This is a genomic window from Variovorax sp. VRV01, assembly GCF_014852545.1.
Taxonomy (GTDB): Bacteria; Pseudomonadota; Gammaproteobacteria; order Burkholderiales; family Burkholderiaceae_C; genus Variovorax; species Variovorax beijingensis_A.
Map to the genome: position 1 here is coordinate 620,639 of NZ_JACVBS010000001.1, position 24,122 is coordinate 644,760.

The following is a 24,122-nucleotide window of genomic DNA, read 5'->3' on the forward strand; positions in this document are numbered from 1 at the left end:
ACTTTTGTTGCAGGAAACGCCGGCCATGCGCTGGCGCGGCCCCGGCAAAGGCACCCAACCCAGATTTTCTCCAGGCAGGGCGCATGCGGTTTCCCCATCGATCGATGGGAGAGGCGGCATGGCGCTTCGCGATTCCAAAAAATCGCCCTGAGGGAAATTCTCCATGTCCGCTCGCCCGCCTGCCGTGCATCGCCGCCTTCGCCGCACGCCGCTCTTCCTTGCCACCCTTGCCGCGCTGCATTGCGCGGCCCAGGCCCAGACGCCGGCCAGCACGCTGCAGGAGATCATCGTCACCTCCGAGCAGGAGCCCGGCTATGCCCCGTCGGTGGGCAGCACGGCCACCAAGGGCAGCGCGCCGCTGCGCGACATTCCCCAGGCGGTCAACGTGCTGCCTGCGCAGCTGCTGCGCGACCAGGGCGCAACCTCCATGCAGGACGCGCTGCGCAATGCGCCCGGCGTTTCCTTCAATGCCGGCGACGGCCAGCGCGACCAGGTGGTGATCCGCGGCTTCACGGCCATCGCCGACTGGTTCGTGGACGGCGTGCGCGACGACGCGCTGTACTTCCGCGACTTGTCGGACACGGAGCGCATCGAGGTGCTCAAGGGCCCGGCCGCCGTGCTGTACGGCCGCGGCTCGTCGGGCGGGCTGATCAACCGCGTGACGAAGAAGCCGATCTTCGAACGTCCCTTCGGCGAAGTGTCGCTGGGCCTGGGCACCCACGACTTCAAGCGGCTCACGGCCGACCTCAACCGCCCTATCGGCGAGAACATGGCTTTTCGCCTCAACGTGGCGCGCGAAAAGTCGGGCAGCTATCGCGACCAGCAGTTCATCGACCGCTACAGCATCGCGCCCTCGCTGGCCATGAAATTCAGCCCGCAGACCGATCTGCTGCTGCAGTACACCAATGCCTACGACCAGCGGCTGACCGACTTCGGCATTCCGGCGCTCAACGGCCGCCCGGTGAACGTGCCGATCGGCACCTACTACGGCTCGGCCTTCGCGAAGCGCGACGACACCACCACCACGCGCGTGCAGTCCTTCACCGCCACGCTGAACCACCGCTTCAGCGACACGCTGAGCCTGCGCAACACCACGCGCTATTACAGCTACAAGCTCGACCGCTTCAACACCCTGCCCAGCGGCACCACCGACCCGGTGCGCATGACCGTGGGCCGCACCCGCGGCTTCGTCGACCGCGACGAGAGCGGCTGGTTCAACCAGACCGACCTGACATGGCGCAACGAGCTCGGCGGCTTCAAGCAGGAATGGCTGATCGGCGCCGAGCTGGGCAAGCAGGACAAGCGCGCGTACACGGTGTCCTCGGCCACCGGCTTCGAGCGCGTGAGCATCCTGAACCCGGTCTCCGCGCCGCCGCCCATTCCGCTCGCCAGCTACCTGGCCAGCAGCGCGATTCCGAGCAACACCGCCTTCAAGACGGCTGCGCTCTATGCGCAGGACCAGATCACGCTGGCGCCGCAGTGGAAGGCGCTCGTCGGCGGACGCTACGACGACTTCCGCCAGGAGACTTCCTTCGAGCGCACGCTGGCCCCCTTCTCGCGCACCGACCGCAAGTTCAGCCCGCGCGCGGGCCTGGTCTGGCAGCCGAGCGACTCGCAGTCCTACTACGTCTCGTACAGCCGCTCGTTCCAGCCTTCGGCCGAGACCTTCGCGCTGTCGGCCAACAACGCGGCCAACGATCCCGAGATCACCGTCAACAAGGAGATCGGCGCCAAGCTCGACTTCCTGGACGGCGCGCTCAACTTCACGGCCGCGGTCTTCAACCTGGAGCGCTCGGGCATCAAGAACACCGATCCGTCCAATCCGGCACGGCAGATCAACGTGGGCACGCAGCGCACCAACGGCATGGAGCTGGCGCTGGCCGGCAAGCTGCCGGGGCGCTGGGACGTCAGCGCGGGCTACGCCTACCTGGACGGCCGCATGGTCAAGTCGCTGGCCACCGTGAGTTCGCTGCAGCTGCCCGTCGGCGCCGCGATGCCGGTGCAGGGCAAGGTGGCGCCGCTCACGCCGCGGCACTCGGCCTTCGTGTGGCTCATGAAGGACCTGGGCCATGGCCTGAGCGCGGGCGGCGGCGTGAACTACGTGGCCGCGCGCTATGCCTCGCTCAGCAACCTGGTGACGCTGCCTTCGTACGTCACGGCCGACCTGGCCGCGAGCTACAGGACCGAGCGCTACGAGCTCTCGGTCAACCTGAAGAACATCACGGGCCGGAAGTACTACGTGTCCGCGCACGGCAGCGTCGACAACCTGATCATGCCGGGGCCGGGACGCGAGCTGCAGGTGGCGCTGACCGCGAAGTTCTGAAGAGGATGACTCGCAAGGGCTCAGGCCCCGGCTGAGCCTGGCTGCGCGAAATCCAGTTTCTTTTTGCAAGCGCCTGCTGCCACGATGGCCTCCACGCAACTGAATGGTGGAGAACGCCGATGGCATCCGAATCGAATCAAATCGCAAGCTGGTCGCTGCGCTGGCGCATCGGGCTGTCGGGCGCCCTGTGCCTCGCAGCGGCGCTTTCCGCGGCGCAGCCGCCCGATGCGGGCGTCGTGCTGCATGCCGAGCAGCGCTTCCAGCTGGCACTGGAAGCGCAGGCGGCACGCGACTACCGCTCGATGCTCGAACAGCTTCGGCAAGCGGCGGCCGAGGACCACGCCGAGGCGCAGGAGATGCTGGGCATGGTGCTGCTGGCGGGGTCGACACTGTACGGCCCTGCCATCAGGGCCGACCGCTGCGAGGCCCGCGAGTGGATGCTGCGCGCCGCCTCGCAGGGCAGTGAGACGGCCAGGGTCCAGCTCGCGTTCCTCAACAGGCTGCGCCAATCCCCGGCCGGCAGGAACGCCTGCGGCTGAGCCTGCGAATGCGCTGTGCGGGCGGTGACGCCTGGTTACCGCATGGTGCGCGAGGATGCGTCGCTGGAAAATGAAGGGCTAGACTCTTCGTTTGCCATACCCTCCGCTGCGAGGCCGACTCATCATGAAACCCTGGTTGATTTCCATGGCGCTTGCCTTGGCGGGCGCCGCCCACGGCGCCGAAAACTGCGAAGCCCTGCGCACCCAGATCGAAGCGAAGATTGCCGCGGCCGGCGTGACGCGCTTTACCGTCGTCACCGTCGATGCCAATGCAGAAGCGGCCGGACAGGTGGTGGGCAGCTGCGATCTCGGCAGCAAGAAGATCGTCTACCAGCGCGAAGGCGCACCCGCAGCAGGCGCGGCCCCGGCGCGCCCGGGCGCGGGCCCGGCCGACGAAGAGATACTGACGGAGTGCAAGGACGGCACGGTGTCCGTCGGCGGCGACTGCAGGAAGTAGGCGGGAGCACACCTTGTCATCTTCCAAAGCCTTTCGCATCGCGCTCTCGGCCTCGGCCGCCGCCATTGGCGGCATTGCGGCGTACTGGGCCCTGCTGGCCGCGCGGCAGGGGCACATCCTCTTCAACGTCCGGAAACTGCCGGTCGTCCACCTGTCCGACGATTTCTCCACCTACTCCCACACCGTGCCGGGCGGCATGGTGCGCGGCTATGTCTATCACCCGCAGGGCGAAGACGCGCTGCAGGACCTGTTCATCTATTTTGCCGGCCGGGGCGAGGACGTTCGCGCCACCGCGCAGGCGCTGCACTGGCTGCCGGAGGGCTTCGGATTTGCGGCCGTCAACTACCGCGGCGTGGCCGACTCCGAAGGGCATCCCTCGGAGATCGCCTCCGTGGCCGATGCGATCCAGTTTGCGAACCACCTGCGCAAGGCCTTTCCGCAGGCGCGCCTGCACGTGGTCGGCCGCAGCCTCGGCACGGGCGTGGCCATCCAGCTGGTGGCGCAGCAGGACTTCTCGAGCCTGCAGCTGGTCACGCCCTACGACTCGATGCTCGAAGTGGCCAAGAGGCGCTTTCCGCTGGTTCCGCTGGCACTCCTGCTGCGCCACCGCTTCGACTCGCTCACGCACTGCAAGGAAGTGGCCGCGAAGACCCAGGTGCTGCTGGCCGAGCGCGACGACGTGGTGCTGCCCGAGCGCTCGCAGAAGCTCATCGCCGCCTGGCCCACGCCCATCAGCGTGCAGACCGTGCCCGGCTCCGACCACCACAGCATCATGGGGCTCGAAGCGACCTGGCTCCATCTGGTCGACTTCGCACTGACGGCCATTCTTCCCGAGCCGGTCGCGGCCTGAGCCGCAGCGCAGCTGCCTTCAGCCGGCACCCAGGACCGCGAAGCCGCCTTCGAGATCGCGCAGCAGGTCCGAAGGCGCCTCGAGCCCCACGTGCAGCCGGATGACCGCGCCGCGCGCGCTCCAGTCGGTCACGCTGCGGGCCGCGCGCATGTCGGCCCAGGCCACCAGGCTTTCATAGCCGCCCCAGGACGAGCCCCGGCCGAACAGCGACAGCGCATCGACGAAGCGCTCGACCGCGGCGTTGCCGATGCCCGGCTGCAGCTCGAACGAGACGAGCCCGTTGGTGCCGCGGCAGTCGCGCTGCCAGAGCACGTGGCCCGGATGCTGCGGCAGCGCGGGGCAGAACACGGCCGCCACCTCGGGCCGCGCCTCAAGCCAGTGCGCCACCTCCATCGCATGCCGCTCGTGCATCTGCAGCCGCGCGGACAGCGTGCGCATGCCACGCAGCACCAGCCAGGCATCGTCGGGACTCACCGTCATGCCGAAGGCGTCGCAGCGCTCGTTGAGCGGCTGCCAGGCTTCGCGCGTGGTGGCGACGGTGCCCATCATCACGTCGGAGTGGCCCGAGAGGTACTTGGTGGCGGCCATCAGCGAGATGTCGGCGCCCAGTGCGAGCGGCCGGTATTGAACGCCCGAGCCCCAGGTGTTGTCCGCGGCAACCAGCGCGCCGCGCGCATGCGCCAGTTCGGCCAGCTTCGGCAGGTCGCACATCTCGTAGACCAGCGAACCGGGGCATTCGGCATACACGAGCTTCGTGTTCGGCTCGAACAGTTCCTCGATGCCGCTGCCGTCCGCGGCAAAGAAGCTGCAGCGGATGCCGTAGGGGTCGAGGAAGGAATGCACGAGCTTGCGCGCCGGCTCGTACACGCTGTCCGACATCAGCACGTGGTCGCCGGGCTTCAGATACGACAGCAGCACCATGCCGATGGCGGCAAGGCCGGTGGGAAAGAGGCGCGTGCGGTGGGCGCCTTCGAGCTCGCTCACCGCATCTTCGAGCGCGAAGGTGGTGGGCGTGCCGCGCGCGCCGTAGCTGAAGGCGCGCTCTTCGCCGCGGCGCGCGCGCGTCTCGCGCATCGCGGCCACGCTGTCGAACAGCACGGTGCTCGCGCGCACCAGCGGTGTGTTGACCGGCGAGCCGCCGAAGTAGGCCGGAGCCTTGCCGGCGTGGGCGAGCCGGGTGTCGAGGGACTGGCCTGCGGTGTCTTTGGGCGAATCGGACATGGTGTGTTCCAGCGGGCACGGGCCTCTATGGTGCGTCAATCCGCCTTTGCGCCCGACAGCTTGACGATGCGCGACCAGCGGTCGATGTCCTGCCGCAGCTGCGCGGCGAAGGCTTCGGGCGTGTTGGCGACCACCTCGCTGCCGCCGTCGGTCACGAGCTTGGTCACTTCGGGCAGGCGCAGCGTGCGCACGATGGCTTCGTTCAGGTAGGCCACGCGCTCGGGCGGCGTGCCGGCCGGCGCGAAGAAGCCGTACCAGTCCTCGAAGCGGGCATTGGCGTAGCCCAGCTCCTCGAGCGTGGGCACCTTGGCGAACACGCCGATGCGGCGCGGGCTGGTGACGGCCAGCACGCGCAGCTTGCCGTTCTGCACCATGCCCGCGACCGAGGAGGTCGAGGTCACGAGCACGTCGACCTGCCCGCCGAGCAGGTCGGTGAGCGCGGGGCCGGCGCCCTTGTAGGGCACGTGCGTCATGTCCACGCCGCTGTCCTTCTGCAGCACCACGCCGACCAGGTGCGAGAGCGTGCCGTTGCCCGGCGTGGCATAGGTCACCTTGCCGGGGCTGGCCTTGGCACGCGCGGCCAGGTCGGCGAAGGTCTTGTAGGGCGAATGGGCCTCCACCACCAGCGCGAGCGGCGCCGCGTTGATCTGCGTGATCGGCATGAAGTTCTTGATCGGATCGAAGCCCGGCGCCGAGTAGAGCGATGGGTTCACCGCCATGATCGACACCTGCGAGGTCAGCACCGTGTAGCCGTCGGGCTTGGCCTCGGCCACCGACTTGGCGCCGATGTTGCCGCCCGCGCCGCCGCGGTTGTCCACCACCGCGGCCTGGCCCATGATTTCCGGCAGCCGCGTGGTCACCAGCCGGGCCGTGGCGTCGTTGCCGCCGCCCGGAGGAAAGGGCGAGACGAACTTCACGGGCTGCGACGGAAAGCCGTTGCGCGCGGGCAGCGGCTGGGCCGCGGCAGGCTGCAGGGCCATGGCCGCGAGCCATGCGGCAGCGACGGAAAGACGGGCAAGGCTCGGAATGCGAAAGACAGACGACATGACGGGACTCCTGGAATAGGAACTGACAACGACGAACGGAGAAGGCGAAACCGGAGGAGCTAGGCGTGCCGCGCGGCGGAAGCGGCCGGCAGCCGGAATGCCGAGCGCTCCTGCGCGTCGAGTTGCGCGACCAGGCCGGTCTCCCAGGCCAGGTAGCGGCGCGCCGCTTCCTTGTTGCCGTCGTGGCGGTCGTGCACGAAGAACAGGTAGTCGATGCAGTCCGCGTCGGCGGGCAGGGCGGGCGTGGCTTCCACCGGCAGGCCCGCGGCGCGCCATGCGGCCATGCCGCCCTCGAGCCGCAGCGGCGCGGGCGAGCGGCCGGCCAGCTCGGACGCCGCAGCCCAGGCGGCGAGCGCATCGTCGTCGGCCACCAGCACGAGCTGGCGCGTTTCGGACTTCAGGTCGTTGGCCAGGCGCGGGCGTATCGACCAGCGCGCCTGCGGAATGTGACCGGCGCGGAACTGCATGCTCGGGCGCAGGTCGACCAGCGCCACGTCGCCTTGCGCAAGGCGGGCGGCCAGCGCCTGCGCGTCGATCGTCGCCAGCGCGGGCGCGGGCGGCACGGCGGCGGGCGCCAGCGACAGCCCGCTCGCAAGCCCGCCTTCGAGCACGCTCGCCTCGTGGCCCATCTGCCGCAGCCAGTGCGCCACGGTGGGTGCGCGCACGCCATCGTTGTCGAACAGCACGAGCCGCGCGCCGCGCACGCCGAAGTACTGGTCGCCGGCCTGCATCAGCTGCCCGCCCGGCGTGTGCTGCGCACCGGGCAGCGTGCCGGCCGCGAATTCCTCGGGCGTGCGCACGTCGCAGAGAAACAGGCTGCGGCTGGCGTCGCCGGCCCACTGCAGCACGGTCTGCGCCGTGACCGTGGGCACACCGAAGCGCTCGGCCAGCGCCTTGGCGGCCGGCCGCAGGTCGGTGTTTCCGCTGTCGTCCGCATAGCGCCGCGTGCTGCCGTGCTCCAGCGCGTGGTCGTTCAGGTACCAGCCCTGCGTGCCGTTCTCCAGCGCGTAGACGGGGTTGGGCAGGCCCAGGTTGATGAGCGTCTGCGCGCCGATGATGCTGCGCGTGCGGCCCGCGCAATTGACGACGATGGGCGTGGTGGTGTCGGGCACCAGCCGGCGCACGCGGTAGGCGAGCTCGCCGTTGGGGCAGCAGGTGGCCGTGGGGATGTTCATCTTGTGGAACTCGCTCACCGGGCGGCCGTCGAGCACCACCACCTTCTCCTTGCGCGCGAGCATCTCGGCCAGCTGGTCGGCGCTCACGCGGGGCGTGTGGTAGGCCTCTTCGGCCAGCTCGCCGAAGGTCTTCGAAGGCAGGTTGACGCCCGCGAAGAGCGCATGGCCCGCGGCCTTCCAGGCGCGGGTGCCGCCCTGCAGAACGTGCACGCCGGTGTAGCCCAGCACGGCAAGCCGCCGGGCGGCGCGTTCGGCCACCTCGCCTTCGCCGCCGTCGTATGCCACCACCCGCACGCTGCGGCGCGGCACGAGGCGCGGCGCATCGAGTTCGAGCCGGCTGAAGGGCAGGGGGATGCCGTAGAACAGGTGCGCCTCGCCGTACTGGCCGTGCTCGCGCACGTCGAGCAGCGCGATCTCGCCGCCGTCGTGCAGCCAGGATTTGAGGGTCTTCGGATCGATGAAGGAGGTCATGGGAAGCAAGCCGTTGGAACGAACGCGGTCCTGCGGGGCCGCGCGCCGCACGGTCCGCATGAACGAAGACGAGGTTGAAAGAGGGGTCTAGCGGCGCGTCTGCACGCCGATGCCCATCGTCTGGTACGTGCCGGCTTCCAGGTCGTACGCGGTGCGCTGGTTCAGCGTCTCGAGCGCCCGGCCGTACATGTGCAGGTGCCGGATGACCTGGTCGCCCTGGATCTCGACCGAGTGGATGTCCTCGGGCATCAGCGCAATGCCCTGGCCGGGCGCGACCACGACCAGCGCGGTTTCCTCGAGCTTGCCGACGCCCGGCACCGAGCCGTCGTCGCGCCGCTCGTACACGCGGTTGTGCTCGGTGCCTTCCACCGCGGCAATGCAGGCCCAGGTGGTGTGGTTGTGCGGCACGATCTTCTTGCCCGGCCGCATCACGTTGAGGTAGAGCGCGTAGCTCTGGTCCGGGTCTTCGGCAATCAGGTAGCGGGCCTGGTGCTCGCCGGCCTCGGGCGCCGGAAAGTCGGCGGCGCCCCAGTAGTCGGTGCGCGCGGCCAGCCCTTGCAGCGCTTCGAGCACCGCATCGAGCTTTTCTCGGGTTGGTTCAGCGCCGCCAATGGCTTTCTTCATCCGGGCGATGGACGCGGCAACCGCCTCGCGGCGTTGGTCGGACAGGGTGCTCATGCAGATTCTCCAGTGGGGATGCGTGTCGTGGTTGCATTCACTGTAGTGACCGGGGCGTGACACGACAATCCATCTCGCGCAAGAAATACATCAATAAAATTAATGTATGTCCACGCTTGATCTCGAACTGCTGCGCTCCTTCGCGGCTGTCGTCAGCCACCACAGCTTTGCCGCGGCGGCCGTGCACCTGGGTCGCACGCAGTCGGCCGTCACGCAGCAGATGCAGCGGCTCGAAGAGCAGGCGGGCCACGCGCTGTTTGCCAAGCAGGGCCGGCAGAAGCGCCTTACCGAGCATGGCGAGCGGCTCCTGACCTATGCGCACCACCTGCTCGCGCTCAACGACGAGGCACTGCGCAGCCTGCGGCAGGGCGAGCTCGAAGGCAACCTGCGCATCGGCGCGCCGCACGACGTGGCCGAGACCATGCTGCCGCTGCTGCTGACCGAGGTGGCGCGCACCTCGCCGCTGCTGCAGCTGGACATCCACATCGGCCGCAGCCCCTACCTCATGACTTCGCTCAAGAGCGGCGAGGTCGACATGATCATCTCCAACCGCGCCGATGCGCAATCGCAGTTCGAGGGCGTGGTGCTGCGCAACTCGCCCACCGTGTGGCTGTGCGCCGCGAGCTACGTGCACGACCCGGCCAAGCCGGTGCCGCTGATCATGGCCGACGGCCCGAGCATCTTTCGCCGCATCGGCCACGAGGCGCTCGATGCTGCGGGCGTGGCCTGGACGCCGCGCTACACCTCGTCGAGCCTGATCGGCATCAAGGCCGCGCTGCGCGCCGGCCTCGGCGTGACGGCGCGCGGCGTGGAGCAGCTCGACGCCGGCCTGCGCGTGCTGGGCGCGGGCGACGGCATGCCGCGCCTGCCCGACCTGGCCTACTACCTGTACGTGCGCAGCCACGTGGTGAATCCGGTCACGCGGCAGGTGTTCGAAACCCTGAAGAAGCACCTGCGGCTGCCGCGCACTGACATGCCGGCCTGAAACGCTAGGTCGCCCAGATGCGCGGCGAGCTCGCCGGCAACTGCCACAGCTCCGCGCGCCATGCCTGCCACACCTGCCGCAGCAGCTGCATCGCGGGCTCCACCACGGGCGCCAGTACGCGCAGCACGACGATCTCCGCATGCGGGCTGGTTGCGCCGGCGCTCTGCTGCAGCCCGTGCGCATCGATGGCGGTGCGTGCGAGCGCAAGCAGTGCCTCGCGCCGCGCCCGCGCGGCCGGCGAGCCCGACACGAAGAACAGCGACGCGATGCAGCGATGCCCGCCGAAGCCCAACGGGCTCTGCAGCAGCCGCTGGTCCGCGGCGTCGATGCGCCCGCGCTCCAGCCAGACGCCCGGCACTTCGATGTGCTGCAGGTAGGTGCCGCGTTCGAATGGTTGATTGGCATTCGGCAAGCCGAGGGCCGTCACGTCCCAGCCGATCATCTCGGCGCCGGGCTCGGCCTCGATGGTGAGCCGGTTCTCTGCGCGGCAGCCGCTGTAGCAGATGGCCTCCAGCGGCAGCCACTCGAGCCGCGCGCCCTTGGCAAGCCGGATGCGCGTGCGCTGCAGCGCGAGTTCGCCTTCGGAGCGGTAGAAGCGCGAGGCGCCGGGCGTGGTGATGAGCCCATGGCTTGCGCCGGCTGCCTCGATGTCGATGTCCAGCGTGTCGCCGCCCACCAGTCCGCCCGGCGGATGCACCAGCACGTTGTGGCAGATCGCATCGCCCTCGGGATAGAGGCTCTGCAGGATGCGCAGCGGCCCGTCATGGCGAAAGCGCGCGACGCTGCGGGCGGCTTCCTGTCGGTAGTCGAGATGAAGGTGGGCGTGCCAGGACATCCAACGAGTCTATTCGCCCCGCCCCGAGCGGCTAGCTGGCCCAGGCGCCGTCGTGTGCAGCACTGGCCTCGTCGAGCAGCGCGGGTCCGATGCATTCGATCGGATGCGGCGAGGCGCGGAACACGTCGCGGCACGACAGCTCCGCATCACGCTGGTCCTGCCGCTCGCCGCGGAACACGCGCAGCCGCTCGGCGTCGATGCCGAACACCACGCGGCCGATGTTCGACCAGAAGATGGCGCCCGCGCACATCACGCAGGGCTCGCCCGACGCGTAGATGGTGGCGCCGGCGAGTTCCTCGCGCGTGAGGCCGCGCCCCGCGAGTGCGCGCAGCGCGTTCACTTCCGCATGCGCGGTGCAGTCGCCGGTCTCGGTGTTGCTGTTGCCGGCTTCGGCGAGCACTTCGCCGGCGGCCGAGACGATGACCGAACCGAAGGGGCGGTTGCCGCGGCGGCGCGCCGCATGTGACCAGACGATGGCCTTGCGCAGGTAGCGTCCGTCGCGTTCGTCGAGCGTGGTTTCTTCGGGGAGTGTGGAGTTGCTGTTGCTGAAGTTCATGCCTTGCTGGGAATCATGCGTTCGCTGCGAGATGGCAGCATCGAGGTGTTGAAGATGGCGTCGGACGAGGGCTTGACCTTGAGGCCGAATACGTCGGCGACCTCGTCGACCTGCTGCTCGAGCGTGAGCTTCCTGATGTCACCCAGGCCATGGCTGCGCGTGTCCGCGGCACCCACATATTGCGCCGTGACACTCCAGCGTTCAAGCTCCATCCTTTCGTCCAGGATGGGTTCGCGCTGGCGCATGGCCGCGATGCTGGGCGCGGGGTTGGCAAAGGTCTCGACGATGGCGCGGTTGGTGGCGCGCAGGAAGGCCGCAACCACCCTGGGGTTCTGCGCGATCAGGTTGCTGCTCGCGAGAATGGCATTGCCGTACAGGTTGACGCCCGCGTCCGCATATTTGAGCACCGACAGTTCCTCCGCCTTCATGCGCGCGAAGAGCGAAATGGCGGAGTCGTGAAAGTAGGTGGCGGCGTCGACGTCGCCGCGCACCATCACGTTGTCGCGCGCGCTGAAGTCGGTGGTCTGCCACTGGAAGGCGTCGCTGCGCATGCCCTGCTTGCGCGCCACCATCGGCCACGCGCGGCGGGTCGATTCGACGGCCGCGGCGGCCACCTTCTTGCCCGCGAGGCTCTTGAACTCGGCCGTGACGCCGCGGTCCTTGCGGCCGATGATCACGAAGGGCGCGCGGTTGTAGTACTGGTACACGGCCTGCACCATCGGGGTGCCGGGGTTCTGTGCATTGAACTCGACCAGCGAGCTGATGTCGCCCAGGCCCATCTGGTAGACGCCGCTCGCGATGCGCGTGATGGAGGCGACCGAGCCGGCGCCGGTGTCGATGCTCACGTCGAGGCCTTCGTCCCTGTAGTAGCCCTTGCTGTGCGCAAGGAAGAAGGGTGCGGTCTGGCCGTTGATGCGGAAGTCGAGCGTGAACTTGAGCGGGGTCGGCTTGCCGCCGCCCTGGGCGAAGACGGCGGGAGCGGCAATGGTGGCGGCGCTGGCCGCAAGAAAGAATCGACGTTGCATGTGGGGCCTCGGAATCCTCGGGTCTTGAATCCCTCCGCACACGGCGGAAGGCACTTCAAGAGCAATTTCCGGGCGGGCGCACAACGGTGGTGCGTGCGCTGCTGAACGCTTCTACTCTTGCGGGAGCCGATGCACGAGCCATGCCAGGGCGGGCCGCGTGCTTGGAGGCGCGGCCGACCTGCGCCACAATGCAGGCGCGCAATTTGCATGGCAGGTGGCGCAGAGTAGAAGCGTTCAGCCCTCGCGGCAGGAAATTGCTCTTTCAGGTTCGTTCGTACCCACGCGCAACAACAGAAGGAGTCCACGCATGCTCGTCACCCGACAACCCGTCTTCCGCAAGTTCTGGCATGCCGTCATGCCGCTCACCGAGCTGGCCAGCGGCCCGAGGCCCTTCAGGCTGCTGGGCGAAGACATCGTTCTCTTCCTCGATGCCGGCGGCCAGCCTGCCGCATTGCGCGACCGCTGCTGCCACCGCACCGCGAAGCTGTCGAAAGGCTGGTGCGTTGATGCGGAAGGCCAGGCCTGCGGGCAGGGCGCGATCCAGTGCGGCTATCACGGCTGGACCTACGACCGCAGCGGCCAGGTGATCCGCATTCCGCAGTACGAGGCCGACCGCAAGATCTCGCCGGAGTACCGCACCACCGCCTACCGCTGCACCGCGCGCTACGGCTACGCATGGGTGGCGCTGGAAGAGCCCATCGCCGACATTCCCGCCATCCCGGAGTTTGGCGACCCGGGCTACCGCACCATCTTCCAGTTCTACGAAGAGTGGCAGACCAGCCCGATGCGCGCGCTCGAGAATTCGTTCGACAACTCGCATTTCAGCTTCGTGCACCGCGCCACCTTCGGCGTGGCCGCGAGCCCGAAGCCGAGCAAGTACGAACTGGTCGAGAACGATTCAGGCTTCTATGCCGAGACGGTGATCGAGGCGGTCAACCCGGCGAAGTTCCACGCCATCAGCGGCGTGACCGAGCCGATCACCACGCGCCACATGCGCAACGCCTACTTCCTGCCGTTCTCGCGCCGGCTCGACATCGAATACCCGAGCGGCGTGCGACACATCATCATCAACTGCTTCACGCCCATCGACGACGGCCGCATGCAGCTGTGCCAATGGCTGTTCCGCAACGACACCGAGGCCGACTGCACCGCACAGATGCTGATCGACTTCGACGAGGCGGTCACGCGCGAGGACAAGGACATCCTCGAATCGACCGACCCCGATGCCTTGGTCGACACACGCCGGCGCGGCGTGGAGTATTCGATGGAGTCGGACCGGCCCGGCATGCTGATCCGCAAGCACCTGATGCAGCTGCTGGCCAGGCACGGCGAGGCGGAGGTCTACCGCGGCATGGCCAGCGAAACGATTCCGATCGCGAAGGCCGCCTGAGCGGCCACTGCGTCAGGCGTGTGCCGTGGCCGGGTTCAGGTGCGCCGCGTGCGATGAGCCGGACGCGTAGCGGTCCATCGCCAGGCCATCGGTGCGGATCTCCGGTCGCTGTCCGGTCACTAGGTCGGAGATGAGCTTGCCCGAGCCGCAGGCCATGGTCCAGCCGAGCGTGCCGTGACCGGTGTTAAGGAACAGGTTCGCATAGCGCGTGGCGCCGACGATGGGCGTGCTGTCGGGCGTCATCGGGCGCAGCCCGGTCCAGAAGGTGGCGCGCGGCAGGTCGCCGCCCGGGAACAGGTCGCTCACCACCTTCTCGAGCGTGGCGCGGCGGTGCGGGTTCAGCCGCAGGTCGAAGCCGCCGAGCTCGGCCATGCCGCCCACGCGGATGCGGTTGTCGAAGCGCGTCACGGCCACCTTGTAGGTCTCGTCGAGCACGGTCGATTGCGGTGCCAGCGATTCGTCGACCAGCGGCACGGTGAGCGAGTAGCCCTTGACGGGGTAGACCGGAATGTCCAGCCCCAGCGATGCGATGGCGGCGCGCGAGTAGCTGCCGAAGGCCATCACGTAGCGGTCGGCCGTGAGGATCTTGCCGGCGCCGGTGCGCACGCCGGTGATGCGGTCGCCCGCCATCTCGAGGCCTTCGACCGACTGGCCGAAGCGGAAATCCACGCCCAGGCCGCGGGCGATGTCAGCCAGGCCGCGGGTGAACAAATGGCAGTCGCCGGTCTCGTCGTTCGGCAGGCGCAGGCCGCCCGCGAGCCGGTCGCGCGCGCCGGCGAGCGCGGGTTCGACGCGCGCGAGCGCATCGCGGTCGAGCAGCTCGTAGGGCACGCCGCATTCCTCGAGCACCGCGATGTCGCGCTGCACCGCGTCGAGCTGCGCCTGGGTGCGGAACAGCTGCAGCGTGCCGCCGGTGCGGTGCTCGTAGCGCAGGCCGGTTTCGGCGCGCAGCTGCTGCAGGCAGCCACGGCTGTATTCGGCCACGCGCATCATGCGTTCCTTGTTGACCGCGTAGCGTTCGGGCGAGCAGTTGCGCAGCATGGCGGCCATCCAGCGCAGCTGGAACAGCGTGCCGTCGGGGCGGATCGACAGCGGCGCATGCTTCTGGAACATCCACTTGATGGCCTTCAGCGGAATGCCGGGCGCCGCCCATGGCGTCGAGTAGCCCGGCGACACCTGACCGGCGTTGCCGAAGCTGGTTTCCTCGGCAGGGCCGGTCTGCCGGTCGAGCAGCGTCACGTCGGCGCCGGAGCGCGCGAGGTAGTAGGCCGTGGTGGTGCCGATCACGCCGCCGCCGAGAACGATGACTTTCATTGGTATTTACGAGAATGAAGGTGGATGCGTGGAATCTAAAGTGCACAATGCAGTGGATTTCATTGTTTTTTGACGATTGACAGTGAAATTCACTGCAGATAGCAAGCCAATTGCTAGCCCCGGAGTGAAATGCCCGAACTCGACCGCATCGACCGCAAGATCCTCGACCTGCTGCAGCGCCAGGGCCGCATCTCCATGACCGAACTGGCCGAGCGCATCGGCCTGTCGGCATCGCCCTGCGCGGAGCGCGTGAAGCGCATGGAGCGCGAGGGCGTCATCAGCGGCTACCATGCGCATGTGTCGCCCGAGGCGCTGGGCAAGACGCTGCTGGTGTTCGTGGAGATCAAGCTCTCGGCCAAGTCGGGCGAGGTGTTCGACAAGGTGCGCAAGGAACTGCTGCACATGCCCGAGGTGCTCGAGTGCCATCTGGTCTCGGGCAGCTTCGACTACCTGGTGAAGGCACGCCTGAGCGGCATGAGCGAGTACCGGCACCTCCTGGGCGACATCCTCAAGAAGCTGCCCGTGGCGGCGGAATCGCACAGCTACGTGGTGATGGAGGAGATCAAGGAAACGCTGATGCTCGCGGTCGACCGCTGAAGCGGGTGGCGGGCTAACATCGCGCCCGGCATCCACACCCCACAAGGACATCGGCATGAGCATCTCGGTCCGGCGCGACGGCATCACGGGCACGCGTCACATCCTCAAGATCCGCAACCACGAGATTCCCATCGATGCCTCGCCGGCCGGCGGCGGCAGCGATGCGGGGCCGGAGCCGCACGACCTGTACGACGCGTCGCTGGCCGCCTGCAAGGCGCTCACCGTGCTGATCTACGCGCGCCGCAAGGGCATGCCGGTGGAAGACATCGAGGTGATCGTCGACCGCGACGACAGCGAGGAGCGCAAGGGCGTCTACCGGCTGAAGTCGAGCCTGCGCGTGACCGGCGAGCTGACCGAGGCGCAGCGCGACGAACTGCTGCGCGTGGCCGGCAAGTGCCCGGTGCACCGGCTCATGACCGAGGTGAAGACCGAGATCGAGACTGGCTGGGCCTGAGACGGCGCCCACCCGCGCAGGGCGCGGCCTGCGGGGCCGGCATGTCTCGGACGGGGGCAAAGGGCGTGGTCAGCCCAGGTTTGGGGCAACGATTTACACTACCCGGCTACCCCCGCGCCGTCTACAGGACACTTTCACCAATGAAGTGGGTCATTCTCGCCATCTTCGCGCTCAGCGCGCTCTACGTTCACTTCCGCGGCCAGGTCCGGCACCGCTTCTTCAGGCAGCTGTCCGACCACTCGACCTTCCTCGCGCCGCTGAACGCCTTCATGTACATCTTCTCGAAGGTGCCGAGCACGCCGTACCTGTCGCCCGCGCAGTTTCCCGAAATGCGCGTGCTCGAGGAGAACTGGCAGGTCATCCGCGAAGAGGCGCTCGCCATGCGCAACGGCGGCAGCATCAAGGCCTCGAGCCAGTTCAACGACGTGGGCTTCAACTCCTTCTTCAAGAGCGGCTGGAAGCGCTTCTACCTGAAGTGGTATGACGAGGCGCATCCCTCGGCCGCCATCCTGTGCCCGCGCACCACCGAACTGCTCAAGGGCATCGGCACCATCAAGGCGGCCATGTTCGCCGAGCTGCCACCGGGCAGCCGCCTGGTGCGCCACCGCGACCCCTTCGCGGGTTCGCTGCGCTACCACCTGGGCCTGTGGACGCCGGGCGTGGAGGGCTGCTACATCGACGTGGACGGCCAGCGCTACCACTGGCGCGACGGCGAGGCCGTGGTGTTCGACGAAACCTACATCCACTACGCCGAGAACACGACGGACAAGGACCGCGTGATCCTGTTCTGCGACATCGAGCGCCCGCTGAAGTACCGCTGGGCCAGCGCCGTGAACCGCTGGTTCGCGAAGAACCTGCTGGCCGCCGCCGCCTCGCCCAATGATGCCGGCGACAAGACCGGCGGCATCAACCGTGCGTTCAAGTACATCTACCAGATCCGCGTGATCGGCAAGCGCCTCAAGGCCTGGGACAAGCGGGTGTACTACCTCGTGAAATGGTCGATCTTCGGCGGCCTCGCGCTCTGGATCTTCTGGTAAGGCGCAAGCCCGATGCCGCGCGGCGCCTTGGCGCCGCTGCCAGCCCATGTCGTTCGCAGACAAAGACCTGCCCGTTCCAGTCGACCTTGCCAGCGCACAGGCGCTGATCGCGGCCGTTCAGTTGGAAGCCGCTGCGCAGCGGCTCGCCTTGCGCGTGCCGCCGCCCGAGCCCACCACCTGCTGCGGGCGCGGCTGCAACGGCTGCGTGTGGGAGGGCTGGCTGGCCGCCGTGGCCTACTGGCGCGACGAGGCCACGCTGTTGCTTGCCTAGCGCCGCGGAGCTTCTTTTGGCTACGCGCAATACACGAGGGCCATCTGCTTGCTCCCCATGCCCGAAGTTCCAGCCGACCTCCAAGCCTTCTTCCTTGCTGCTGGCTGGTATCCCGGCAGGGTGGTGCCGGTCCCCGAGGGCGTTCCCGCAGGGCATCCGGCGGCAGGCATCCTGGCCGGTTTTCTGGGTCTGAAGGTTTTCAATCCGGGCGCAGGCGAGGAATGCCCAACGTCCGACATCGACTTCATGGCGCAGCCCTTCGAAGACTCGAGCCACGAGCTTTACGAAGCGACCGTCGGCGAGCACCTTGTCACGGTGGCGGAGGTCGGACAAGGCTACAGCTTGCTCTTGATCGACGGCAAGGGACGGTGGTTCGGCGCCAGCCTGGTCCACGATGCGTTCTGGCTTTGCGGCGAGTCGATGACCGATGCGCTGCGCACGCTGTTGCAGGGGCGAAGGGTTCGTCCGGTGCTGCTTCACGGACAGGCGAGCACGAGTCTCTATGGCATCGACCATGATGCGTCGCATCCCGCCGTCTACCGTCCCTGATCATTGCGGGCGGACTCGGCTTCAATGCCCGCGCGCTTCCCAGAAGCCGCGGTGCGTGGCAATCATTTCTTCCGCCACCTCGGCGACCGGCCCGATCACCTCGATCTTCTTCTGCCCGCGCGCGAACACTTCGCGGCAGGGCAGGCTCAGCGTGGGGTTCTCGGGGTGGTCGCCTGTGAGCGCGAGCAGGGCCGATTCTTCCGCGCCGTAGACGATGCGGCCGATGTGCGCCCAGTAGCTGGTGCCCGCGCACATCGCGCAGGGCTCGAAGGTCGTGACCAGCGTGCATTGCCACAGGTACTCCGCCGGCCAGTTCTGCGCCGCATGGCGCGCCAGCGTGGCTTCGGCGTGGTTCACCGTGTCGATGTTGCCCTGCTCGGCCAGGATGGTTTCGCCGTCGGGCGCCACGAGCACGGCGCCGAAGGGATGGCGGCCCATCGCCATGGCGCGGCGGGCGACCTCGTCGGCGCGCCGCAAAGCGCGGATGATCTGGTCGCGTGTCATGCGCCGCGCCTCATTGATTCTGTGAACCGCGGTGTGCCCAGCCGGTCGTGTGCTTCTCGATCACGCTGAAGAGCTCGTACATCAGCATGGCCATCGCGCCCACCACCATCAGGCCCGCGAAGGCCAGGCCCATCTGCATGGCCGAGCCGGCCGAAATGAGCAGGTAGCCGATGCCTTCGTTGGCGGCGGTCATCTCGCTCACCGTGGTGCCGACGAAGGCCAGCGTGATCGCCACCTTGAGCGAGCCGAAGAAGTAGGGCATGGAGCGCGGCAGGCCGATCTTCATGAGCACGTCCCAGCGCTTGGCGCCGAGCACGCGCAGCACGTCTTCGAGCTCGGGCTCCAGCGTGGCCAGGCCGGTCGCGATGTTGACCATGATCGGGAAGAAGCTGATCAGGAAGGCCGTGAGGATCGCCGGTCCCACGCCGATGCCGAACCACACCACCAGGATCGGCACGAAGGCCGCCTTGGGCAGCGCGTTGAAGGCCGTCATGAGCGGATAGATCGCCGCATACGCGATGCGCGAACTGCCGATCACGAAGCCCAGCAGCACTCCCACCACAATGGCCAGGCCGAAGCCCGCCATCGTGACCCAGAAGGTGCGCCACGCATGGCCCGCGATGATTTCCTTGAACTCCCAGAACTGGTTCCAGATGCGCAGCGGGCTCGGAAAGATGAAGTCCGACACGCCGAAGCCCGCGCAGATCACCTGCCACAGCAGGATCACCGCAATCAGCAGCAGCCAGGGCGACCAGCGTTCGATTTGCTTGGTGTTCTTCATGGCGCGCCTTCAGTGGGACACCGCGGCGGCCGTCTGCGCCGCGCTGATGCCCGTGTTGCGGATGGCGCCGATGTGCCCGCGCAGCTCCAGCACGATGTCGGTGAACTCCTTGGTGTAGGTGAGCTCCAGCTCGCGCGGGCGCGGCAGCTCGATCTCGCGCTTGACCACGAAGCGGCCCGGGCTCTTGCTCATCACGTACACCGTGTCGGCCAGGAACACCGATTCGCGCAGGTCGTGCGTCACCAGGATGACGTTGAACTGCTGCTCGGTCCAGAGGTCGCGCAGGATGCACCAGAGCTCCTCGCGCGTGAAGGCATCGAGCGCGCCGAAGGGCTCGTCGAGCAGCAGCATCTTGGGCTCGTGGATGAGCGCGCGGCAGATGCTCGCGCGCTGCTGCATGCCGCCCGACAGCTGCCACGGGAACTTGTCTTCATACCCTGCGAGGCCCACCTTCTGCAGCAGCTTGCGCGCCCGCTCGACGTATTCCTTGCGTTTGGCCTTGAAGCTCGAGCGATAAGGCTCGACGATCTCGAGCGGCAGCAGCACGTTGTCGACCGTGGTGCGCCACGGCAGCAGCGAAGGCGCCTGGAACGCCATGCCCGAGATCTTGAGCGGCCCGGTCACGGGTTGGCCGTCGATGCGGATCTTGCCCATCGACGGCATCTTCAGGCCCGTGGTGAGCTTCATGAAGGTCGACTTGCCGCAGCCCGAGGGGCCGACGATGGCGATGAATTCGCCGCGCTTGACCTTGAGGTCGATGGCCTCGACCGCGAAGTGGTTGGCGCGCAGCAGCTCCTCGTTGTAGGCGAGCCAGACGTCCTGGAAGTCGACGAAGGGAGCAGCGGCCGCGCCCGATGCGTCCGCCTGCATCACTTGCGCAGGACGCCGTTGAGTTCGGCCGCGGGCGGCAGCAGCGCGGCGGTCCACACGGCGTCGGGGCTCACGCGGGTCTTGGTGTTGAATGCGTCCGACACCTGCGAGGCCATCAGCGACATGCGGCCGGCGTTGACCGTGCCGAAGCCTTCGCTGCGCGCGTCGGCGCTGTTGATCACGGTGTCGATGGCCAGCTGAAGGCGGCGGGTCTCGAGCTTGCTGTCGATGATGCCGTCGCGCGCCTTGACCGACTCGATGGCCACGGCGGGATTGGCGATGACTTCCTTCGCGCCCTTGGCAAAGGCCGAGAGGAATTTCTTCACCGCCTCCGGGTTCTCCTTGATGAGCTTGGGCGAGGCGATGATCACGTTGCCGTAGAGCTTCACGCCGTAGTCGGGGTAGGGCAGCACGACGATGTCGGCGGCCTTGGCGCCGCGCGCCTCCAGGTTCAGCAGCGAGGTGAAGGTGAAGCCGGTGATGGCGTCGATGTCGCCGCGCATCAGCATGGTTTCGCGCAGCGTCGGGTCCATGGCGGTCCAGTTGACCGCGCCGATGTTGTTGGCCTTGGCAAAGATCGGGAACGCGCGGCGGCCCGCGTCGAACACCGGCGCGCCGAGCTTCTTGCCGGCCAGGTCGCCCGGCTTGGCGATGCCGCTCTTCTTGAGCGCCATGACCGAGGCCGGCGTGTTGTTGTAGACCATCATCACCGCGACCGGCTTGTTCGGGCTGTCGGGGTTGTTGGCGTGGAATTCCATCAGCGCGGCCAGGTCGGCAAAGCCCATGTCGTAGGCGCCCGAGGCCACGCGCGTGACCGTGCCGCCCGAGCCGTTGCCCGCGTCGATGGTCACGTCGAGGCCCGCGGCCTTGAAGTAGCCCTTGGCGGCGGGATGCAGGAACAGCGCGGCCGGTCCTTCGAAGCGCCAGTCGAGCTGGAACTTGATCGGCGTCGGGGCTTGGGCAAAGGCCGGGGTGAGGCCGAAGCTGAGGGCCGAGGCGGCGAGGAAGGACTGGAGCAGTTGGCGCTTGTTCATGCAGGATCCGTTGGAGGTGAATGCTTCTGCATTCAAGCAAAAACGGTGCCCGCACGCGATTGGTGCGAACCCTTCCGTGGAACTGTTGTGGTGCGCGATGGGGCGGCGGCGCACCGGCCTGGTTCAGAGCGTCGCGCCGATCTTGCGCAGCTCCGCGATCTGCGGCGCCTTGGGCAGCCAGATCTTGTCGAACTCCGCGATGACCGGCGCGGGGTTGTAGCCGGCATCGCTCTTGATCGTGATGCCGCTGGCCTTGAACTTGTCGATCAGGCCGAGTTCGGTGGTCACGATGTCCTTGATCTGCGCATCGAGCGACTGCTTGACGAGGTCGGTGACGAGCGCCTTGTCCTTGCCGTCGAGCGTTTTCCAGATGCGGCCCGACACCAGCGGCGCGAAGGGCATGAAGAGCGCATTCATCGGCAGCATTGTTTTTGCGACGCGGTCGAAGCGCTGGTTCCACGAGAACTCGATGTCCGCTTCGAGCCCGTCGACCTGGCCGTTCGACATGGCGTCGAAAACGGCCGGCGTCGGAATGGGCGTGGGCGCGGCGCCCAGCAGCTGGTAGAAGTCGCGGTATACGGGCGTCGGGTTGATGCGCAGCTTCATGCCCTTGAGGTCGGTGGGCGTGGCGATGGGCTTGGTTGCGAACACCACGCGCATGCCGGTGATGCCCCAGCCCAGGCCGATGGTGCCGGTCTCGCGCGGCAGCACGTCGAGCAGCTTCAGCGCGGCGGGCGTGCGCACCAGCGAGGCCACGTTGGTGGTCGAGCGCACGAGGTAGGGCGCGTTGATGGCCGCCACGCTGGACACGCGCGAGCCGAGTTCGGCGGCCTGGATCCAGCCCATGTCCAGCGCGCCGGACTGCAGCTGCTGCATCATCGCCGACTCGTTGCCCAGCTGGCCCGAATGGAACACCGTGGCGCTCAGGCGGCCGTCGGTCGCCTTCTTGAGCGCTTCGCCAAAGCCCACCGCGGCGCGGTTCCACGAGTGGCCGGCCGGCGTGATGAGGCCGAGGCGGAATTCCTTGGCGGCCGCCGCGCGCGACACGGTGCAAAAGAGAGCGGACGACGCGGCAGCGGTACCGGCTGCGGCCTGGACGACGAATTTGCGGCGAGAGAGGGACATGCGAGGCTCCGGTTGAGTGAAGGGAAAGGGAGGGAGGCGGCGCTTACTTGATGAGCGCGAGCGACAGGCTCGGGAACAGCGACAGCAGCACCAGCGCGGCGCAGCAGATCAGGAAGAAGGGCAGGGTGACGATGAACATCTTTCCGGGCTTGGCGCCGGTCACGGCGGAGGCCACGAAGAAGCTCAGGCCCACGGGCGGCGTCATCAGCCCGAGCACGAGGTTGATCACCACCACCACGCCGAAGTGGCGCGGGTCGATGCCGTAGATCTCGGTGGCGATGGGCAGGAGGATGGGCACCGTCATGATCAGCCCCGGAATGCCGTCGATCACGGTGCCGATCACCAGCAGGATCAGGTTCACGAGCAGCAGGAACGCGATCGGGTCCCTGGCCACGGTCTGGATCCATGCGGCCGTGGCCTGCGGCACCTTGCCGTAGATCAGCAGCCACGAGAACACGGCCGCCGCGGCCACCAGGAACAGCACCACCGCCGAATAGATCGCCGACTTCAGCAGGATCTGCGGAATCATCGCGAAGCGGAATTCCTTCGTGACGTAGCGGCCCACCAGCACCGCGGCCACTGCGCCCACGGCGGCCGCCTCGGTCGGGTTGGCGAAGCCGCCCAGAATGGAGCCGACGATCACGATCGGGATCAGCAGCGTCGGGCAGGCCGTGAGCATCGTGTGCAGGCGCTGCCGGAGGGTGCGCTTCTCGGTGCGCGGGTAGTTGTAGAAGAAGCCCATGCACGCGATCACGATGAAGAACAGCACCGTGAGGATCACGCCGGGGATGATGCCGGCAATGAGCATGTCGCCCACCGCCACCTGCGCGAGCACGCTGTACACCACGAACATCACCGAGGGCGGAATGATCGGCCCCAGCATGCCGCCATACACCGTGATGCCGGCCGCGAAGGTCTTGTCGTAGCCCTGCTTCTCCATCTCGGGCACCATGATCTGGCTCATGATGGCCACCTGCGCGGTGGCCGAGCCGATGATCGACGACACCAGCATGTTGGCCAGGATGTTCACGTAGGCGAGCCCGCCCTTCACCGAGCCGATGAAGGCCAGCGCGAGGTCGACCAGCCGCTTCGTGATGCCGCCGCCGTTCATGATCTCGCCGATCAGGATGAACAGCGGAATCGCAATGAGGCTGTAGCTGTCGACGCCGCCGAACATCTGCACCGGGAACGACTGGAACAGCACCGTGTCGCCGGAATTGAGGATGTAGACGATGCCCGCCAGGCACAGGCAGGCGCCGATCGGCACGCCGACCAGCATGATCACCAGGAAGAAGAGGGAGGTCAGCATGTCAGTTCACCGCGTCAGCGTTGGTCACGTGGAACTCGGTGTGCGTGCGCCTGGGCTGCAGGCCGAGGTCCTCGATGAGGTTGGACAGCGCATGCAGGCTGAGCGTCAGCGAGAACACCGGCAGGATCAGCTGGATGGCCCAGGTCGGCCAGTTCAGCGTCTGCGTGCGCTCGGTGTAGAGAAAGTTGAAGGACTCGGCCGCGTACTCCTTGGCATCGAAACCGTAGCGCGCGATGCCCAGCGGATCCATGTAGAGCCAGCACATCGCCAGCAGCGCGAAGCCCAGCAGCAGCACGCCGCCGGAGGCGGTGGCCTTGGCGATGCGCACGGCCTTCTCGCCGAGCTTGTCGGTGAGCAGCGTCACCGCAAAGTCCAGCCGCAGCCGCGTCATCGCCGAGGCGCCGATGAAGGTGAGCCACACCACGCAGTACACCGAGGCTTCGTCGACCCAGTAGATCGGCACGCCGGCGTAGCGCGTGGCCACGTTCAGCAGCACCAGCGCGATGAGCAGGCCCATCAGGGCCGAGAGCAGGTGGCGCTCGCAGCGCAGCACGAAGTCGGACGCATCGAGCACCCGGCGGGAGAAGCTCCCGCGTTCCAGGGCGTGTTCTGCCATGTGAGAAGAGAGGAAGGGAAGGTTGACGAAGGACGGGGACCGTGGTTTCTTTAAATATATTAATAAGATATTTGAAATATCCGATCAGGGTATTAGCAGATTGCATGCCA

General features: G+C 67.6%; 26 protein-coding genes. 11 read left to right on the forward strand and 15 right to left on the reverse strand.

The genetic code is table 11. The features are described 5' to 3' along the window. Positions 1-163: 163 nt before the first annotated feature. From IB278_RS03045 to IB278_RS03060, 4 genes are all read left to right on the forward strand, one after another. A complete protein-coding gene (locus tag IB278_RS03045; protein ID WP_145745466.1) occupies positions 164-2,323 on the forward strand; it encodes a TonB-dependent receptor in 2,160 nt (719 codons plus the stop codon). A gap of 119 nt (positions 2,324-2,442) precedes the next feature. Beyond that, the gene (locus IB278_RS03050; RefSeq protein WP_192322570.1) at positions 2,443-2,862 is read left to right on the forward strand and encodes a sel1 repeat family protein; all 420 of its coding nucleotides are present in this window, start codon (positions 2,443-2,445) and stop codon (positions 2,860-2,862) included. Between the two features lie 124 nt (positions 2,863-2,986). After that, complete coding sequence (locus IB278_RS03055) at positions 2,987-3,319, forward strand: DUF1161 domain-containing protein (protein ID WP_192322571.1); 333 nt, start codon at positions 2,987-2,989, stop codon at positions 3,317-3,319. A gap of 13 nt (positions 3,320-3,332) precedes the next feature. Beyond that, positions 3,333-4,169, forward strand: coding sequence for an alpha/beta hydrolase (locus IB278_RS03060; protein ID WP_192322572.1), 837 nt, complete (start codon positions 3,333-3,335; stop codon positions 4,167-4,169). Between the two features lie 18 nt (positions 4,170-4,187). On the opposite strand, the gene metC is transcribed toward IB278_RS03060, so the two are convergent. The 4 genes from metC to IB278_RS03080 all read right to left on the reverse strand — a co-directional run bounded on the left by metC (position 4,188) and on the right by IB278_RS03080 (position 8,760). Beyond that, a complete protein-coding gene (gene metC, locus IB278_RS03065) occupies positions 4,188-5,390 on the reverse strand; it encodes a cystathionine beta-lyase (RefSeq protein ID WP_192322573.1) in 1,203 nt (400 codons plus the stop codon). A 35-nt stretch (positions 5,391-5,425) separates the two neighbouring features. Next, positions 5,426-6,436 carry a Bug family tripartite tricarboxylate transporter substrate binding protein gene (locus IB278_RS03070; protein WP_192322574.1) on the reverse strand — a complete coding sequence of 337 codons (1,011 nt, stop codon included), beginning with the start codon at positions 6,434-6,436 and terminating at the stop codon, positions 5,426-5,428. A 59-nt stretch (positions 6,437-6,495) separates the two neighbouring features. Next, positions 6,496-8,082 (reverse strand): rhodanese-like domain-containing protein, encoded by a 1,587-nt coding sequence (locus IB278_RS03075; RefSeq protein ID WP_145745456.1) that lies wholly within the window; start codon positions 8,080-8,082, stop codon positions 6,496-6,498. Positions 8,083-8,169: 87 nt separating this feature from the next. Next, a complete protein-coding gene (locus tag IB278_RS03080) occupies positions 8,170-8,760 on the reverse strand; it encodes a mercaptosuccinate dioxygenase (protein WP_145745454.1) in 591 nt (196 codons plus the stop codon). A gap of 106 nt (positions 8,761-8,866) precedes the next feature. Here IB278_RS03080 and IB278_RS03085 point away from each other — a divergent pair, with 106 nt between their 5' ends. Then, positions 8,867-9,745 (forward strand): LysR substrate-binding domain-containing protein, encoded by an 879-nt coding sequence (locus IB278_RS03085; protein WP_145745453.1) that lies wholly within the window; start codon positions 8,867-8,869, stop codon positions 9,743-9,745. A gap of 4 nt (positions 9,746-9,749) precedes the next feature. On the opposite strand, the gene IB278_RS03090 is transcribed toward IB278_RS03085, so the two are convergent. The 3 genes from IB278_RS03090 to IB278_RS03100 are packed head-to-tail and all read right to left on the reverse strand — an operon-like array spanning position 9,750 to position 12,161. Further along, complete coding sequence (locus IB278_RS03090; RefSeq protein WP_145745451.1) at positions 9,750-10,580, reverse strand: urease accessory protein UreD; 831 nt, start codon at positions 10,578-10,580, stop codon at positions 9,750-9,752. Between the two features lie 31 nt (positions 10,581-10,611). Further along, positions 10,612-11,136: a nucleoside deaminase gene (locus IB278_RS03095; protein WP_192322575.1), complete on the reverse strand. Its 525-nt coding sequence runs from the start codon at positions 11,134-11,136 to the stop codon at positions 10,612-10,614. Then, complete coding sequence (locus tag IB278_RS03100; protein WP_192322576.1) at positions 11,133-12,161, reverse strand: ABC transporter substrate-binding protein; 1,029 nt, start codon at positions 12,159-12,161, stop codon at positions 11,133-11,135. Before IB278_RS03100 ends, IB278_RS03095 begins: the two co-directional genes overlap by 4 nt. Positions 12,162-12,468: 307 nt before the next feature. On the opposite strand from IB278_RS03100, the gene IB278_RS03105 reads away from it, so the two are divergent. Further along, positions 12,469-13,551 (forward strand): Rieske 2Fe-2S domain-containing protein, encoded by a 1,083-nt coding sequence (locus IB278_RS03105; RefSeq protein WP_145745446.1) that lies wholly within the window; start codon positions 12,469-12,471, stop codon positions 13,549-13,551. 12 nt (positions 13,552-13,563) lie between these two features. On the opposite strand, the gene IB278_RS03110 is transcribed toward IB278_RS03105, so the two are convergent. Then, positions 13,564-14,865 carry a D-amino acid dehydrogenase gene (locus IB278_RS03110; protein WP_192322577.1) on the reverse strand — a complete coding sequence of 434 codons (1,302 nt, stop codon included), beginning with the start codon at positions 14,863-14,865 and terminating at the stop codon, positions 13,564-13,566. 129 nt (positions 14,866-14,994) lie between these two features. On the opposite strand from IB278_RS03110, the gene IB278_RS03115 reads away from it, so the two are divergent. The 5 genes from IB278_RS03115 to IB278_RS03135 all read left to right on the forward strand — a co-directional run bounded on the left by IB278_RS03115 (position 14,995) and on the right by IB278_RS03135 (position 17,773). Then, positions 14,995-15,462 carry a winged helix-turn-helix transcriptional regulator gene (locus IB278_RS03115; RefSeq protein WP_015866742.1) on the forward strand — a complete coding sequence of 156 codons (468 nt, stop codon included), beginning with the start codon at positions 14,995-14,997 and terminating at the stop codon, positions 15,460-15,462. Positions 15,463-15,517: 55 nt separating this feature from the next. Continuing rightward, the gene (locus tag IB278_RS03120; protein WP_145745442.1) at positions 15,518-15,916 is read left to right on the forward strand and encodes an OsmC family protein; all 399 of its coding nucleotides are present in this window, start codon (positions 15,518-15,520) and stop codon (positions 15,914-15,916) included. 140 nt (positions 15,917-16,056) lie between these two features. Beyond that, the gene (lpxO, locus tag IB278_RS03125; protein WP_145745439.1) at positions 16,057-16,953 is read left to right on the forward strand and encodes a lipid A hydroxylase LpxO; all 897 of its coding nucleotides are present in this window, start codon (positions 16,057-16,059) and stop codon (positions 16,951-16,953) included. A gap of 46 nt (positions 16,954-16,999) precedes the next feature. Further along, entirely contained in the window at positions 17,000-17,224 is a 225-nt protein-coding gene (locus IB278_RS03130) for an oxidoreductase-like domain-containing protein (protein WP_145745435.1), read from the forward strand. Between the two features lie 57 nt (positions 17,225-17,281). Further along, positions 17,282-17,773 (forward strand): SUKH-3 domain-containing protein, encoded by a 492-nt coding sequence (locus tag IB278_RS03135; RefSeq protein ID WP_192322578.1) that lies wholly within the window; start codon positions 17,282-17,284, stop codon positions 17,771-17,773. A gap of 21 nt (positions 17,774-17,794) precedes the next feature. Here IB278_RS03135 and IB278_RS03140 read toward each other — a convergent pair whose 3' ends face one another. The 7 genes from IB278_RS03140 to IB278_RS03170 form a co-directional block, all read right to left on the reverse strand. Continuing rightward, positions 17,795-18,277, reverse strand: coding sequence for a nucleoside deaminase (locus tag IB278_RS03140; RefSeq protein WP_192322579.1), 483 nt, complete (start codon positions 18,275-18,277; stop codon positions 17,795-17,797). Between the two features lie 10 nt (positions 18,278-18,287). Further along, positions 18,288-19,058 carry an ABC transporter permease gene (locus tag IB278_RS03145; RefSeq protein WP_145745430.1) on the reverse strand — a complete coding sequence of 257 codons (771 nt, stop codon included), beginning with the start codon at positions 19,056-19,058 and terminating at the stop codon, positions 18,288-18,290. 9 nt (positions 19,059-19,067) lie between these two features. Beyond that, entirely contained in the window at positions 19,068-19,928 is an 861-nt protein-coding gene (locus tag IB278_RS03150; RefSeq protein WP_145745428.1) for an ABC transporter ATP-binding protein, read from the reverse strand. After that, a complete protein-coding gene (locus IB278_RS03155) occupies positions 19,928-20,962 on the reverse strand; it encodes an ABC transporter substrate-binding protein (protein WP_192322580.1) in 1,035 nt (344 codons plus the stop codon). The genes IB278_RS03150 and IB278_RS03155 overlap by 1 nt, the downstream gene beginning before the upstream one ends. Positions 20,963-21,085: 123 nt before the next feature. Beyond that, positions 21,086-22,087: a TRAP transporter substrate-binding protein gene (locus IB278_RS03160; RefSeq protein WP_145745424.1), complete on the reverse strand. Its 1,002-nt coding sequence runs from the start codon at positions 22,085-22,087 to the stop codon at positions 21,086-21,088. Positions 22,088-22,130: 43 nt separating this feature from the next. Beyond that, the gene (locus IB278_RS03165; RefSeq protein WP_192322581.1) at positions 22,131-23,396 is read right to left on the reverse strand and encodes a TRAP transporter large permease; all 1,266 of its coding nucleotides are present in this window, start codon (positions 23,394-23,396) and stop codon (positions 22,131-22,133) included. 1 nt (position 23,397) lies between these two features. Beyond that, entirely contained in the window at positions 23,398-24,012 is a 615-nt protein-coding gene (locus tag IB278_RS03170; RefSeq protein ID WP_186454213.1) for a TRAP transporter small permease, read from the reverse strand. Between the last annotated feature and the right edge of the window lie 110 nt (positions 24,013-24,122).

Bases quoted from the DNA above. Each gene is read 5' to 3' on its own strand.
- IB278_RS03045 (WP_145745466.1), top strand. From the start codon at position 164: ATGTCCGCTCGCCCGCCTGCCGTGCATCGCCGCCTTCGCCGCACGCCG.
- IB278_RS03055 (WP_192322571.1), top strand. From the start codon at position 2,987: ATGAAACCCTGGTTGATTTCCATGGCGCTTGCCTTGGCGGGCGCCGCC.
- IB278_RS03145 (WP_145745430.1), bottom strand. From the start codon at position 19,058: ATGAAGAACACCAAGCAAATCGAACGCTGGTCGCCCTGGCTGCTGCTG.
- lpxO (WP_145745439.1), top strand. From the start codon at position 16,057: ATGAAGTGGGTCATTCTCGCCATCTTCGCGCTCAGCGCGCTCTACGTT.
- IB278_RS03095 (WP_192322575.1), bottom strand. From the start codon at position 11,136: ATGAACTTCAGCAACAGCAACTCCACACTCCCCGAAGAAACCACGCTC.
- IB278_RS03080 (WP_145745454.1), bottom strand. From the start codon at position 8,760: ATGAGCACCCTGTCCGACCAACGCCGCGAGGCGGTTGCCGCGTCCATC.
- IB278_RS03105 (WP_145745446.1), top strand. From the start codon at position 12,469: ATGCTCGTCACCCGACAACCCGTCTTCCGCAAGTTCTGGCATGCCGTC.
- IB278_RS03135 (WP_192322578.1), top strand. From the start codon at position 17,282: ATGCCCGAAGTTCCAGCCGACCTCCAAGCCTTCTTCCTTGCTGCTGGC.
- IB278_RS03100 (WP_192322576.1), bottom strand. From the start codon at position 12,161: ATGCAACGTCGATTCTTTCTTGCGGCCAGCGCCGCCACCATTGCCGCT.
- IB278_RS03085 (WP_145745453.1), top strand. From the start codon at position 8,867: ATGTCCACGCTTGATCTCGAACTGCTGCGCTCCTTCGCGGCTGTCGTC.
- IB278_RS03170 (WP_186454213.1), bottom strand. From the start codon at position 24,012: ATGGCAGAACACGCCCTGGAACGCGGGAGCTTCTCCCGCCGGGTGCTC.
- IB278_RS03155 (WP_192322580.1), bottom strand. From the start codon at position 20,962: ATGAACAAGCGCCAACTGCTCCAGTCCTTCCTCGCCGCCTCGGCCCTC.
- IB278_RS03070 (WP_192322574.1), bottom strand. From the start codon at position 6,436: ATGTCGTCTGTCTTTCGCATTCCGAGCCTTGCCCGTCTTTCCGTCGCT.
- IB278_RS03160 (WP_145745424.1), bottom strand. From the start codon at position 22,087: ATGTCCCTCTCTCGCCGCAAATTCGTCGTCCAGGCCGCAGCCGGTACC.
- IB278_RS03120 (WP_145745442.1), top strand. From the start codon at position 15,518: ATGAGCATCTCGGTCCGGCGCGACGGCATCACGGGCACGCGTCACATC.
- IB278_RS03110 (WP_192322577.1), bottom strand. From the start codon at position 14,865: ATGAAAGTCATCGTTCTCGGCGGCGGCGTGATCGGCACCACCACGGCC.
- IB278_RS03165 (WP_192322581.1), bottom strand. From the start codon at position 23,396: ATGCTGACCTCCCTCTTCTTCCTGGTGATCATGCTGGTCGGCGTGCCG.
- IB278_RS03140 (WP_192322579.1), bottom strand. From the start codon at position 18,277: ATGACACGCGACCAGATCATCCGCGCTTTGCGGCGCGCCGACGAGGTC.
- IB278_RS03115 (WP_015866742.1), top strand. From the start codon at position 14,995: ATGCCCGAACTCGACCGCATCGACCGCAAGATCCTCGACCTGCTGCAG.
- IB278_RS03075 (WP_145745456.1), bottom strand. From the start codon at position 8,082: ATGACCTCCTTCATCGATCCGAAGACCCTCAAATCCTGGCTGCACGAC.
- IB278_RS03130 (WP_145745435.1), top strand. From the start codon at position 17,000: ATGTCGTTCGCAGACAAAGACCTGCCCGTTCCAGTCGACCTTGCCAGC.
- IB278_RS03050 (WP_192322570.1), top strand. From the start codon at position 2,443: ATGGCATCCGAATCGAATCAAATCGCAAGCTGGTCGCTGCGCTGGCGC.
- IB278_RS03150 (WP_145745428.1), bottom strand. From the start codon at position 19,928: ATGCAGGCGGACGCATCGGGCGCGGCCGCTGCTCCCTTCGTCGACTTC.
- metC (WP_192322573.1), bottom strand. From the start codon at position 5,390: ATGTCCGATTCGCCCAAAGACACCGCAGGCCAGTCCCTCGACACCCGG.
- IB278_RS03090 (WP_145745451.1), bottom strand. From the start codon at position 10,580: ATGTCCTGGCACGCCCACCTTCATCTCGACTACCGACAGGAAGCCGCC.